Annotated in this window: 10 protein-coding genes and 1 riboswitch; of the genes, 7 read left to right on the top strand and 3 right to left on the bottom strand. The window is 68.9% G+C overall.

The genetic code is table 11. The annotated features are described in order from the left end of the window. Nucleotides 1-2 precede the first annotated feature (2 nt). The 4 genes from ACFOWZ_RS25830 to ACFOWZ_RS25815 are packed head-to-tail and all read left to right on the top strand — an operon-like array spanning nucleotide 3 to nucleotide 2,544. The gene (locus ACFOWZ_RS25830; protein ID WP_382376467.1) at nucleotides 3-1,157 is read left to right on the top strand and encodes a tetratricopeptide repeat protein; all 1,155 of its coding nucleotides are present in this window, start codon (nucleotides 3-5) and stop codon (nucleotides 1,155-1,157) included. Continuing rightward, nucleotides 1,158-1,637: a nucleotide exchange factor GrpE gene (locus tag ACFOWZ_RS25825; RefSeq protein WP_382376466.1), complete on the top strand. Its 480-nt coding sequence runs from the start codon at nucleotides 1,158-1,160 to the stop codon at nucleotides 1,635-1,637. It begins immediately after the preceding gene. Next, nucleotides 1,619-2,203, top strand: coding sequence for a toll/interleukin-1 receptor domain-containing protein (locus ACFOWZ_RS25820; RefSeq protein ID WP_382376465.1), 585 nt, complete (start codon nucleotides 1,619-1,621; stop codon nucleotides 2,201-2,203). The genes ACFOWZ_RS25825 and ACFOWZ_RS25820 overlap by 19 nt, the downstream gene beginning before the upstream one ends. Then, a complete protein-coding gene (locus tag ACFOWZ_RS25815) occupies nucleotides 2,200-2,544 on the top strand; it encodes a hypothetical protein (RefSeq protein ID WP_382376464.1) in 345 nt (114 codons plus the stop codon). The genes ACFOWZ_RS25820 and ACFOWZ_RS25815 overlap by 4 nt, the downstream gene beginning before the upstream one ends. A 31-nt stretch (nucleotides 2,545-2,575) precedes the next feature. Here the strand turns inward: ACFOWZ_RS25815 and ACFOWZ_RS25810 are convergent, their stop codons facing one another. Further along, nucleotides 2,576-4,264: a glycosyl hydrolase family 8 gene (locus ACFOWZ_RS25810; protein ID WP_382376463.1), complete on the bottom strand. Its 1,689-nt coding sequence runs from the start codon at nucleotides 4,262-4,264 to the stop codon at nucleotides 2,576-2,578. Nucleotides 4,265-4,377: 113 nt separating this feature from the next. After that, entirely contained in the window at nucleotides 4,378-5,208 is an 831-nt protein-coding gene (locus tag ACFOWZ_RS25805) for a patatin-like phospholipase family protein (RefSeq protein ID WP_382376462.1), read from the bottom strand. A 64-nt stretch (nucleotides 5,209-5,272) separates the two neighbouring features. Beyond that, nucleotides 5,273-5,354, top strand: a riboswitch (S-adenosyl-L-homocysteine riboswitch). 13 nt (nucleotides 5,355-5,367) lie between these two features. On the opposite strand from ACFOWZ_RS25805, the gene metH reads away from it, so the two are divergent. The 3 genes from metH (at nucleotide 5,368) to ACFOWZ_RS25790 (ending at nucleotide 12,020) form a co-directional block, all read left to right on the top strand. Next, nucleotides 5,368-8,940 (top strand): methionine synthase, encoded by a 3,573-nt coding sequence (metH, locus tag ACFOWZ_RS25800; protein ID WP_382376461.1) that lies wholly within the window; start codon nucleotides 5,368-5,370, stop codon nucleotides 8,938-8,940. A 126-nt stretch (nucleotides 8,941-9,066) separates the two neighbouring features. Then, complete coding sequence (locus ACFOWZ_RS25795; RefSeq protein ID WP_382376460.1) at nucleotides 9,067-10,101, top strand: sugar ABC transporter substrate-binding protein; 1,035 nt, start codon at nucleotides 9,067-9,069, stop codon at nucleotides 10,099-10,101. Next, nucleotides 10,098-12,020, top strand: coding sequence for a putative bifunctional diguanylate cyclase/phosphodiesterase (locus tag ACFOWZ_RS25790; RefSeq protein WP_382376459.1), 1,923 nt, complete (start codon nucleotides 10,098-10,100; stop codon nucleotides 12,018-12,020). The genes ACFOWZ_RS25795 and ACFOWZ_RS25790 overlap by 4 nt, the downstream gene beginning before the upstream one ends. Here the strand turns inward: ACFOWZ_RS25790 and ACFOWZ_RS25785 are convergent. Continuing rightward, on the bottom strand, nucleotides 12,011-12,949 hold the full coding sequence (locus tag ACFOWZ_RS25785) for an aminoglycoside phosphotransferase family protein (RefSeq protein ID WP_382376458.1): 939 nt from the start codon (nucleotides 12,947-12,949) through the stop codon (nucleotides 12,011-12,013). The genes ACFOWZ_RS25790 and ACFOWZ_RS25785 overlap by 10 nt on opposite strands. Nucleotides 12,950-12,973 lie beyond the last annotated feature (24 nt).

Below are 12,973 nucleotides of genomic sequence, written 5' to 3'. Positions count from 1 at the left end.
CCATGACCACGTCCCGATTCGTCAACCTGTACGAGGTGCTCCAGGTCGGCCAGACCGCGAGTGCCGACGAGATCCGCAAGGCCATCACCAAGCAGCGCAGGCAGTGGATCAAACGCCAGGGCAACGCCGACCCGGACCGCCGCGCCGAGGCCGAGGCACGCGTGCGCGACATCGACCGCGCGGAGAAGGTGCTGCTCGACCCGGCGGCACGGGCCGCGTTCGACCGCGACCTCGCCGAGTACCGGCCGCCGGAGGGGCCCGCGGCCGCGGGCAACGGCATCGACTGGCTCGACCGCGCCCGCGCCTACCTCGACCAGGACAACCCGAACGCGGCCAACTACGCCGCCCGCGAGGCGATCAACCTGCGGGGCAACGACGACGCGGCCTGGTTCCTGCGCGCCCACTCGTCGTTCCTGATGGGCAACGCCGGTGACGCCGAGTACGAGTTCGCCGAGGCGATCCGCCTGTCCCCGCAGAACGCCGCCTACCACTACGGGCTCGGCGAGGCGTACGCGGCGATGGCCAAGTGGCACCAGGCGATGCGCAAGTACGAGGAAGCGCTGCGGCTCGACCCCGGCAACCCCGAGTACCGTACGTCGATCGCGCAGGTGTTCCTGCAGAACGACATGGCGGGCAAGGCGCTGGAGATCATGGAGTCCGTGGTGCGCGAGCACCCGGACAACCCGGCGTTCCGCTACTACCTCGCCATCGCCCTGCACGACGAGCTGCTCGACCACCTCGGCAAGCTGCGGCCGTTGGTGGCCTACGGCGAGGTGATCAACGAAGGTGGCTTCTACATCTTGTCCGAGGAACAGGCGTCTCTGGTGACGAAGCGCGCCGACAACATCGCGAACCTCAAGACCGGCGACCCCGACGTCAACACGATGGTCGCGGAGCTGCGCGAGATGGCGAGCAAGGCCCAGAAGCAGACGTGGGACTGGGTCAACTGGCACAAGTGGTTCCTGGCCCTGCTGATCGTCGGCATCATGCCGTTCCTGAGCGGCATCGGTTCCGGCAGCCCCGGCGCCGCCTTCATGGGCTTCCTCATGATCGTCGCGATCGGCGGCCTGTTCTACGTGCTGCGGTACAAGCCGAACTGGAAGCACGTGCTCAAGGCGGCGACCGCACTCGGCAGGGTCGAGCGGAGGGGACGCTAGGTGGACGCGGGCACCGTCGAGCAGGAGCTGGCCGAGCTGCGCGACCTCTTCCAGCGCAGGCTGCTCAACGACCGGCTGCAGAAGCAGATGTACGACGAGCTGTGCCGGCAGCTCGACCAGGCCGGCGAGGAGAGGGTCCGCCAGATCCTCACCCCGGTGCTGCGGCAGGTGATCCTCGTGCTGGACCGGATCTCCTCGGCACCGCAGTGCTGCGACGTCGACTCCATCTCGAACGAGCTCGAGGAACTGCTCGTGCGCCAAGGCGTCAGCAGGATGACGTGCGTCGGCACGCCGTTCAACCCGAGCCTGCACCAGGCCGTCCGCGTCGCCGAGGTCGGCAGCGCCGAACACGACGGCCTCGTGCTGCGCGAGCTGCGCGGCGGTTACCTGCACGGCGACAAGGTCCTGCGGGCCGCCGAGGTCGAGGTCGGCAGGTTCACGCCGGTGCCGGGAGGTGAGCCGTGCGCCGCGTCTTCCTGAGCTACCGGATCAAGGACAGCGTGCACGCGACGGCGGCGATCTCCAGCCTGCTCGTCCGGCACTACGGCCCGGACAACGTGTTCCGCGACCGCGACTCGTTGCCGCTCGGCGCCGTGTACCCGCGGCGGATTCGGCGGGAGCTGGAACGCTCGGACGTCGTGCTGGCGGTGATCGGCCCGTCGTGGCTGACCATCAAGAACAAGAACGGTGTGCGCTGCCTGGACGACGAACGGGACTGGGTGCGCACCGAGCTGCGGATGGCGTTCGAACGCGAAATGCCGGTCGTGCCGATCCTGCTCGACGACACCCCGCTGCCCGCCCCCTCCCAGCTGCCCTCCGACATCGCGCTGGTCGGCCTCTCGATGTACTGGCAGGTGCGGCACCGGACGTTCGAGTCCGACGTCCGCGGCCTGATCGAGAACCTGGAGGGCGGCACGCGGGACACGCCCGCCGAGCGCGGACCGAGCCGGAAAATGATCAACACCGCGTCATCGGGCAGCACGATCTTCGCCAACCAGGGCGACGGCGCGATGAACATCGACCAGCGCGGTGGGGGTCCCCGATGAACCGCCCCGAGGACCCCTTCGGACGCAGTGCACGCAACCGCGCGTCCGACCACAGCAACATCTTCAACAACCAGGGCGACGGCCCGATGAACATCAACCAGGGCCCTGGCTCGATGAACATCGACAACAGCACCACCAACATCAACGCGAAGTACCGGACGTGGACCGGCTGGGCCGTCGTCGTGATGCTCGCCGCCGACGTCATCTTCTTCATCTACGGCGCGTCGGCGTACACCGGCGGCCGCGACACGACCGGCGACGGGATCAGGTCGATCGCCTACCTGGTCATGCTCGGCGTCACGATCAACCTGATCCGCCGCTGGTTCCGCCAGAGGTTGTGATCGGCGGCTGTGATCGGCGGTTGTGATCGGCTCACGGCACCCAGTGGTTGCCGGTCACCGTGATCATCACCTGGAGCTGGATGCTCGACGCGAAGTAGTCGTTCCCGCCGATCGGCGTCGCCACCATCTTGTTCCACAACGCGTCCAGCCACGCCTGGCTGCCGGGATCGGTTGCCGCCGCCACCGCGAACGGCGCGGTGTAGGCCTCCGAGACGTCGCTGGAGATCTGCGTGCCGTTGAGCTGGTAGCCGACCTTGATGTTGCCGGGGTTGCCGCCGGTCTTCGACTTCACCCACGTGTTGAGCTTGCGCGCCGCCGCGAGCGAGGTGGCGTCACCACTGGTCGCCGCGTCCGCTCCGATGCGCCACGGCACGCGGCAGGCGTTCCACCAGTACTTGCCGTCGTTGGGGTCCTCGAGCACCTCACCGGCGGGCGGCCGCGGCGTCGAGTTGGTCCGTTCCACGAAGTCGGGCAGCAGGCCGGTGTTCGGCGCGAAGTTCTGCTGCATCGTCTTGATCAGGTTCTGGTGGGCGGTGCGGATCGTGTCCCACGCCGAGTCGCCCGTGGCCTTGCGGAACGCGCGGAAGTGGTCGGCCATCCAGTCCGACGAACGCGTCACGTAGTAGCGCGGGTCGCCCGAGTCGGCCCAGTCGCCGGGCCGCAGCAGGTTCGTCGACGGGTTGATCTCGCTGCGCTTGATCGCGTTGATGTGCTTGATGGCGAGCTGCTTGTAGTTGTACGTGCCGGCGCTGCCCCACTGACGATCGGCGAGCAGCAGCCCGTACGCGACGTCCATGTCGCCGTCCGTCGCGGCGTCACTGCCGTTGACGCTGCGGCAGCTGTCGTCCTGCTCGGCGGCCATCAGGTCGGGGTCGATCGACGACGGGTGGTCGATCTTCCACTTCACGAAGCCGTCGAAGATCCTCTTCGCGTCCGGGTCGGCGCCCGCCATCGTGGCGACGACGACCATGCCGTAGCCCTGCGCCTCGGCGACGTAGGTGTGGTCGGCGTCCGTCGCGAGCACCTGGGTCCAGGCGCTGTTGCAGTTGTGCCGCACGAACGCGGACTTCCAGCGCTGGTAGTAGTCGACCACGGCGGCGTCCAGGGCGGACGTGCTGCCGGACGGGCGCAGGATGCCGGCGGCGTAGGGCTGCTGCCTGCTGCCGAACGGGTAGCCGAGGCCCGACGGTGGCGCCGTGGTCGTCGTCGGGGGTGTCGTGGTCGTCGTCGGCGGGGTTGTTCCGCCGTCCACGCCGTAGACCTCGAGCTCCCACAACGAGTAGCCGTAGGACGTTCCCCGAGCCGTGCCGTAAATCCGGACATAGCGGCCCGAACCGGACAACGTCAAGTCGTCGACGCCGCCGTCACCGGTGGTGGTGGAGTAGACGTCGGTCCACGCCGACCCGTCCGGTGACGTCTGCACGCGGTAGGCCTTGGCGTACGCGGCCTCCCAGTTCAGCTTGACCCTGCTGATGGTGTGGGCGGTGCCGAGATCGACGCGGAGCCACTCGGGGTCGTGCCCCTCCACCGAGGCCCAGCGGGTCGACGTGCTGCCGTCGACCGCCTTGCTCGCCTCGAACCCCGTCCCCTCGATCGAGGAGGCCGTCACCGCCTTGCCGCGGGAGACCAGTGGATCCGCCGCCGATGCACTGATCGTCCCCGCAGTGAGGAGGCCGAGCACGAGCCCGAGCGCTCCCAACGCCAATCGTCTGCCGCCCACGACCGCCTCCAGCAATTGGTTAACAAAGCTGACAATGCGAGTCCGGCGACGGTAAGCAGGTCATCACGCCTGAACAAGAGGTACCGACCACTTGTTGCACGTTCGAACAGTGATCAGTTCCAGACCTGGCGAACCGCCTCGGCGACCGACGCGGCCTGCGCCAGACCCGCTTCGGCGGCCGGGCGGCGGCGCGCGGGATCCAGCAGGTTCGGCCCGATCGCCGCCAGCGCGGTCCTGTCCGGGCTCACGACGATCGACGGCACGCCGAGCTTCGCGGCCTGCGCCTGCGGGGTCGCCGCCGGACTGGCCGACCGCGTCAACGGCGCCACGACCACGACCCGCGAGTACCCGGCGGCGAGGTCGACGTTGGCCACGGACCGCATGCCGCCGTCCATGTACCGGTGGCCGTCGATCGTGACGGGCGGCCACACCAGCGGCACGGCGCAGCTCGACGCCACCGCCTTCACCAGCGGCACCCCGCTGTCCCGGTCGAACGCGACGAACTTCCCGTCGGCGGTGTCCACGGCGGTGACCTTCAGGGCCCGGTCCGGCCAGTCCTGAATGGACAGTCGGTGCTCGAAGACCTCCAGCCGCGACGCCTCGGACGGCGTGCGGGCCTTCAGCGCCGCACGGCCCAGCCGGGCCCGTTTCGCCGCCGCGGTTCCGGGCATCGCGTAGGAGAGGACGTACCTGACGATCATCCACGGGGTCAGCCGTGCCGGGATCTCCCCGTCCGGCGGCAGGAGCTGGCTCGCGTAGAGGTCGGCGAGCGGAACACCGCCCGCGAGCTGCGTGGCCACCACGGACCCGGCCGACGTGCCGACGAACAGGTCGGCCCCGGCCAGGTCGACGCCCTGTTCGGCCAGCCCGTGCAGAACCCCTGTCTCCCAAGCTATTCCGGTGACACCACCACCGCCGAGGACCAACGCCCGCTTCTCCGTCACGGTCGTCATCCTAGGGAGTGGGACGGGTTCCTGGGGAATGGTCGGTCTTGGTAACGTGGGCCACGAGGCCGAGAAGCGCTGCAACAGGCCACCACGCCTGCCACGCTCGGTCTCGCACCACCACGAAACAAGGGCGCTTCCGACTTCTCGGGAGCGCACGTGGCTGGTCTCAAGTCCTTGCTGAACCAGCGGATCGCCGTGCTCGACGGCGCCTGGGGCACGATGTTCCAGCAGGTGAAGCTCACCCCCGCCGACTACCACGGCACCGAGTTCGCCGACCACCACACCGACGTCGTCGGCGACCCGGACCTGCTCAACCTCACGCGCCCGGACCTGGTGCTCGACGTGCACCGGCAGTACCTCGCGGCGGGCGCGGACATCACGACCACCAACACGTTCACCGCCACGTCCATCGCCCAGGCCGACTACGGGCTCGAACACCGCGTGCGCGACATGAACATCGCTGGCGCGCGGCTCGCCCGGCAGGCCGCGGACGAGCTCGGCGGCCGGTTCGTCGCCGGGTCGGTCGGCCCGCTCAACGTCACGCTCTCCCTCTCCCCCAAGGTCGAGGACCCGGCGTTCCGCACCGTCACGTTCGAGCAGGTCAAGGCCTCCTACGCCGAGCAGATCGCCGCGCTGCACGAAGGCGGCGTCGATCTCCTGCTGATCGAGACGATCTTCGACACCCTCAACGCCAAGGCCGCCATCACCGCCGCCCGCGAGGTCGCCCCCGACCTGCCGCTGTGGATCTCGGTGACGATCGTCGACCTGTCCGGCCGCACGCTGTCGGGCCAGACCGTCGAGGCGTTCTGGAACTCGGTCGAGCACGCGAAGCCGCTGGTCGTCGGCGTGAACTGCTCGCTGGGCGCCGAGGAGATGCGCCCGCACGTCACCGACCTCGCCCGCCTCGCGGACACCTACGTCGCCTGCCACCCGAACGCCGGGCTGCCCAACGCGTTCGGCGGCTACGACCAGACCCCCGACGAGACCGCGGCCCTGCTGAAGGACTTCGCGAGCAAGGGCATCGTCAACGTCGTCGGCGGCTGCTGCGGCACCACTCCCCCGCACATCAGGGCGATCGCGGAGGCGGTCAGGGCCGAGCAGCCGCGCGAGGTCGCCGAACCCCGCAACACCACCAGGTTCAGCGGGCTGGAGACGTTCGAGATCGGCCCCGACACCGGGTTCGTGATGATCGGTGAGCGCACCAACGTCACGGGTTCGGCGAAGTTCCGCAGGCTGATCGAGGCCGACGACCACCAGGCCGCGCTCGCGGTCGCGTTGGAGCAGGTCCGCGGCGGCGCGAACCTGCTGGACGTCAACATGGACGCCGACCTGCTCGACGGCGAGCAGGCGATGACGACGTTCCTGAACCTGATCGCGACCGAGCCGGAGATCGCCCGCATCCCGGTGATGATCGACAGCTCCCGGTGGAGCGTGCTGCAGGCCGGTCTGCGCTGCGTGCAGGGCAAGGGCGTGGTCAACTCGATCAGCCTCAAGGAGGGCGAGCGCCCGTTCCTGGAGCAGGCCCGCACGATCCGCGACTACGGCGCCGGCGTCGTCGTCATGGCGTTCGACGAGCAGGGCCAGGCCGACACCACCGAACGCAAGGTCGAGATCTGCGCCCGCGCGTACGACCTGCTGACGCAGCAGGTCGGCTTCCCGGCCGAGGACATCATCTTCGACCCGAACGTGCTCGCGGTCGCCACGGGCATCGAGGAGCACAACGGGTACGCCAAGGCGTTCATCGACGCGTTGCCGCTGATCAAGCAGCGCTGTCCGGGTGTGCGCACCAGCGGTGGCATCTCGAACCTGTCGTTCTCGTTCCGCGGCAACGACGTCGTCCGCGAGGCCATGCACTCCGCGTTCCTGTTCCACGCCGTGAAGGCGGGCCTGGACATGGGCATCGTCAACGCGGGCCAGCTCGTCGTCTACCAGGACATCCATCCGGAGCTGCTGGAACTGGTCGAGGACGTCATCTTCAACCGCCGCGAGGACGCCACCGACCGGCTCGTCGCGCACGCCGAGACCGTCAAGGGCCCCGGCCAGAAGCGGGTCGTCGACCTGTCGTGGCGCGAGGCCCCGGTCGGCAAGCGGCTGGAACACGCGATCCTGCACGGTGTCGTCGACTTCATCGAGGAGGACACCGAGGAGGCACGTCAGCAGCTGCCGAGGCCGCTGGACGTCATCGAGGGTCCGCTGATGGACGGCATGAAGGTCGTCGGCGATCTGTTCGGCTCGGGCAAGATGTTCCTGCCCCAGGTCGTGAAGAGCGCCCGCGTCATGAAGCGCGCGGTCGCCTACTTGGAACCGTTCATGGACGCGGAGCCCAAGTCGACGGCCGGCGGCAACGGCAAGGTCGTGCTCGCCACGGTCAAGGGCGACGTGCACGACATCGGCAAGAACATCGTCGGCGTCGTGCTGGGCTGCAACAACTACGAGGTGATCGACCTCGGCGTGATGGTCCCGGCCGCGAAGATCCTCGACACCGCGATCAAGGAGCACGCCGACGTCATCGGTCTGTCCGGGCTGATCACGCCGTCACTGGACGAGATGGTCTCGGTCGCCGAGGAGATGCAGCGGCGCGGCATGAAGCTGCCGTTGCTCATCGGCGGCGCCACCACGTCCCGCCAGCACACCGCCGTGAAGATCGCCCCGGTCTACGACGAACCGGTCGTGCACGTGCTCGACGCGTCACGGGTCGTCGGCGTCGTCTCCGACCTGCTGGACGACCGGCGCGCGCACGAGCTGAACATCGCGAACCGCGCCGAGCAGGCCCGTTTGCGCCACCAGCACGAGAACCGCAAGCAGCTGCCGTTGCTCTCGTTGGAAGCGGCCCGCGCGAACTCGGAAAAGGTCGATTTCGCCGAATTGCCGACCCCGGCGTTCACCGGCACTCGCACGATGACCCCGTCACTGGCGGAACTGCGCGAGTTCATCGACTGGACGTTCCTGTTCCTCGCCTGGGAGCTGAAAGGCAAGTTCCCGGCGATCCTCGAGCAGCCCGTCGCGCGCGAACTCTTCGACGACGCGAACACGTTGCTGGACGAAATCATCGCCAATGGTTCCTTCACCGCAAAGGGCGTCTACGGGTTCTGGCCCGCGCATTCGGCCGGTGACGACATCCAGCTCGGCAACGGCGTGCTGATCCCGATGCTGCGGCAGCAGACGCAGAAGCAGGTCTCGCGCCCGAACCGCTCGCTGTCGGACTACGTCGCCCCGGAAGGAGACCACGTCGGCGGCTTCGCGGTGACGATCCTCGGCGCGGACGAACTGGCCGCGCAGTACGAGGCGAAGAACGACGACTACCGCGCCATCATGGTGAAAGCGCTGGCGGACAGGCTCGCCGAGGCGTTCGCCGAGTGGATCCACCTGCGGGCCCGCCGCGACTGGTTCGAGCCGGACGCCGAGCCCGAGCTGGCCGACCTGCACGCCGAGAAGTTCCGCGGCATCCGGCCCGCGCTCGGATACCCGGCCTGCCCCGACCACACCGTCAAGCGCCAGCTGTTCGACCTCCTCGGCGCCGAGGAGGTCGGCGTCGACCTCACCGAGTCGTTCGCGATGACGCCGGCGGCGAGCGTGAGCGGCCTGATCTTCCAGCACCCGGACGCGAAGTACTTCACCGTCGGACGGCTCGGCCGCGACCAGGTCGAGGACTACGCGCGCCGGTGCGGCAAAACGGTCGCGGAAGTCGAGCAGTGGCTGCGCCCGAACCTGGGTTATGAACCTTCCTGACGCATCCGCAACGTGAAAGCGCTTCCCGTTGTTGATGGGCGTTATCCCGATTTGGTGCCAAGCGATGTAGCATCGGCCGCTCCGGAGTTCGATCACCGTCTTCCCTAGCGACCCGAGGTCACCCCCATGCGAGCTGCGGTGCTGGTGCTGGGCCTGCTGCTGTTGGCCGGGTGCGGTGGCGCCGCCAGGTCCGAGGCGCTCCCGCACGTCGGTTTCGTGGTGAAGCGCACAGGCGGATCGTTCGCGCAGGAGATGACGAGCGGGTTTCATGAAGGCGTCGGCCGCATCGGTGGCGTCAGCGCGACCGTGACCGGGCCTCCTGGGCAGGACGGGCACAAGGAAGTCGAGTTGTTCCGCGATTTGACGCTCGCGGCGAAAGGCGGAATCGCCGTCGCCACGTCGGAACCCGCGCTGATGGCGCCGTCGATCGGTGACGCGCTGAGTCAGCACGTCGCCGTGCTCGGCGTGGACATGCGACTCACCGCGAGTTCCGGGGTGAAACTGCACATCGGTAACGACAACTACGAACTCGGCGAAAAGCTGGCTGACGAGTTGATGCGCCGATTGCCCTCGGACGCGACCGGAACAGTGGTGCTGGGAAACACCGCACCGGGGCTCGCCGGGTTCGACGACCGGGCAGAAGGCATTCGAGGGCGGTTCGCGGAAAAGCTACCGGGAGTACTGGTGCTGGGGCCGTTCGACACGCAGCGCGACGACGAAGCGAACCGGGACGCGTGGCGCCGGTTGGTCGCCGCGAACCCTGACGCCCTGGCGTTCGTTGGTACGGGCGACTGCGACGGCGTGAACCTCGCCGCGCTCAGGACCGAGAAGTCGGCGAGGTGGCTGGTGGGCGGTTTCGGGGTCGACCCGAGAACGTTGCAGGCGGTGCGGGACGGCGCGATGGTGGCGACGATCTCGCCGGAGCACTACCTCAAGGGTGCCGTGGCGGGCTGGCTGCTCGCCCGGCACGCGAAGGACGGGGCGGCGTTACCCACCGGCTGGGTCGAGACACCCGGCCTCACGGTGACCACCTCGAACCTCGAGAGGATCCTGCACCGGCAGGAGTCCGAGAAGGCCCGAAAGGAGTTCTTCCAGCCGCAGATCGACAGCTTCGTCGACGACCCGGCGAGCTGGGTGCGACCGTTGGAGCAGGCACGGTGAGCTTCTGGGAAGGCCGCGGCACCGCACGGGTGGCGACGGCGGGACTGACGGGCGGGCTGCTGGTCCTGGCCGGGCTGGCGCTGTGGAGCAGCGTGAGCGCGCAGTCCACGACCGCGCACGTGCGGCAGCTCAACGAGACCAGCGAGCGGTGGAGCCGTGTGCTGGAGCACGTCAACGTCGCCGACAACGCGTTGCGCGACCTCCAGGCCAAGCGCACCGAACAGACAGTCCAGCCGTTGCAGAACTCGGTGGGCACCGCACGCGGTGAGCTCGAGTGGCTCAGCGCCAACGGCACACCGTCCGACGCCACGGCCGCCGCCAAGCTGCTGCCGTTCTACGACCAGACCACGGACATCCTGCGCAAGGTGATCGCGTCCGGCGACCCGCTGCAGGCCGACCAGGCGGGGCTGGCGCACTCGTCGTTGCGCCGCCAGATCTCCTCCACGATCGGCACCAAGAGGCTCGACACGACCGAGTACCTGCGTGCGGCCGACGAGCAGAACGCGCGGCTGCGGATCGCCCAGATCGTGGCGTTCGTGCTGGACGCGTTCCTGGTCGCGCTGTTCGGCATGGTCCTGCTCGGCCACCGCCGCAAGATCCTGCGCCAGGCCGCCAAGAACGAGCACGAGGCCCACCACGACGCCCTGACGGGTCTGGCCAACCGGACGCTGCTCGCGCGGCGGATGGACCAGGCCGTGCTGAAGGCACGCAAGAAGGACGAGCCGCTCGCGTTGCTGATCGTGGACCTGGACAGGTTCAAGGAGGTCAACGACTCGCTCGGGCACCACTGCGGCGACCTGCTGCTGCGCCAGGTCGCGAACCGGCTCTCCTGGGCCGTGCGCGACACCGACCTGGTGGCGCGTCTGGGCGGTGACGAGTTCGCCGTGCTGCTGCCCGGCGTCGGCTCGGCCGAGAACGCCCGCATGGTCGCGGACAAGATCCTGTCCGCGCTCGCCATGCCGGTGACGCTGGAGGGCCTGGAGCTGGAGATCGCCGGCAGTGTCGGCGTGGCGCTGTGCCCGTCGGACTCGGGCGACGGCCACGAGCTGCTGCGGCACGCGGACATCGCGATGTACGCGGCCAAGCGCGAGAAGTCGGGTGTGGCCGTGTACGACGCCCGCCTGCACGAACGCGGCGCCGCGCATCTGACCGCCGTCACCGAGCTGCGGCACGCGATCGACCGCGGCGAGCTCTTCCTGCACTACCAGCCGAAGGCACTGGCCAACACGGGCGCGGTGTGCGGCGTCGAGGCGCTGGCCCGCTGGCAGCACCCGACCCGCGGCCTGGTCCGGCCGGACGAGTTCATCCCGATCGCCGAGGAGAACGGCCTCATCGAGCCGCTCACTCGCTACGTCATCGACGCGGCCCTGCGCCAGTGCCGCGTGTGGCAGGACGCGGGCTGGGAGGTCCCGGTGTCGGTGAACGTGGGCGCGGCCTGCCTGCACCACACCGAGTTCCCCGGCGACGTGGCCGACCTGATCAAGCGCCACGGCCTGCCCGCGCGACTGCTGACGCTGGAGATCACCGAGTCCGCGATCATCTCGGACCCGGACCGCGCGGTGGAGGTCCTGCGCGGCCTGACCGAGCTCGGTGTGCGGCTGTCGATAGACGACTTCGGCACCGGGTACTCGTCGATCTCCTACCTGCGCAACATGCGGGTGCACGAGATGAAGCTGGACCGCTCGTTCGTCACGCACATGTGCACCGACGCGGGCGACAGCGCGATCGTGCACGCCCTGGTGGCGCTGGCCCGCAACTTCGGGTTGCAGGCCGTCGCGGAGGGCGTGGAGGACCAGGACACCTGGACCGCGCTGGCCGAGGCCGGGTGCGACGTCGTGCAGGGCTACTTCCTCAGCGAGCCGTTGCCCGCCGAGGAAGTCGTGTCCTGGCTAGGAGATCGGGCGGCGGCTCACGCGTAGGGCTCCGTGTCGCGCCACTGGTTGATGAACGGCTGCATGAACTCGACCATGGCGGGCAGCTGGTCCGCGCACGACAGGTAGGCGATGACCCGGATCGCGGCGACGGCGTTGACGAACCGGAGCACGCCCTTGTCGAGTGCCCGCAGCCCGTTCTTCGCGGCGCCGCGGTCGTAGGCGGCCTCGTGCTCGGGGCCGAGGCCGCCGAGGTCCCACTCGACCGGGCCTCGCGTGATGAGCTCGAAGTCGGAGAACAACGGGCCGTTGGTGCTCGCGAAGATGTTGGCGGGCGGCGAGTCGCCGTGGACGGGCTGGAGCTCGACACCGGGGAACGCCTTGCGGAACTCGTTCTCGTCGGTGACGAGCGGTTCCAGGACCTGCCACTCCTGCTCAGCCCGTCGCAGGTCTTCGGGAGCGACGACGTCGGGACGGCTTTCGAGGCGGTCGAGGGCTTCTTTCACGAACAGCGGTTCTGCCGACAACAGGAAGTCGAGCTCGCCCGGATACGTTCTGAGCGCCGCGTGCAGGTCGGCGGTGAGCTCGGAGTTCTTGACGTAGTCCGGTTCTTTGCTCTTGTCCTCGTCGGTGAACGGCCAGAAGGTGATGGAGAAGCCGTCGCGCTGCACGGGTTCGCGTGGGACGAGCGGGCTCGGCGGGATCACCGGAGTGCCCTGGTCGTGCAGCCACTGCGCGACGTCGAGTTCCTGCCGCTGGCGCAGCGCTTGGCTTTCCGGGGTCGTGGTGTGCGGCAGGACGGTCGGGATGCGGGCGACGACCGGTGCCGGCTTCAGATGCACGACCACGGAGAACAGTTCGTAGAGGACCACGCCCTCGGTGATCTCCAGGCCGAGGGCGCGACCTGCCGCGACGGCGGCGTTCCTGGCCGCCGCAGTGCGGTGGGCGATGTCTTCGGGGGTCGCGAAGTCGGTCATCGCACGATCGTGTCACGACCGCCC

It is taken from the genome of Lentzea rhizosphaerae, assembly GCF_042649515.1.
GTDB lineage: Bacteria > Actinomycetota > Actinomycetes > Mycobacteriales > Pseudonocardiaceae > Lentzea > Lentzea aerocolonigenes.
The sequence above is the reverse complement of the archived record's forward strand: the minus strand, read 5'-3'. Positions and strand labels throughout refer to the sequence as shown.

Excerpts from the sequence above, each read along its gene's own strand:
- ACFOWZ_RS25830 (WP_382376467.1), top strand. The coding sequence starts at position 3 with ATGACCACGTCCCGATTCGTCAACCTGTACGAGGTGCTCCAGGTCGGC.
- ACFOWZ_RS25815 (WP_382376464.1), top strand. The coding sequence starts at position 2,200 with ATGAACCGCCCCGAGGACCCCTTCGGACGCAGTGCACGCAACCGCGCG.
- ACFOWZ_RS25795 (WP_382376460.1), top strand. The coding sequence starts at position 9,067 with ATGCGAGCTGCGGTGCTGGTGCTGGGCCTGCTGCTGTTGGCCGGGTGC.
- ACFOWZ_RS25785 (WP_382376458.1), bottom strand. The coding sequence starts at position 12,949 with ATGACCGACTTCGCGACCCCCGAAGACATCGCCCACCGCACTGCGGCG.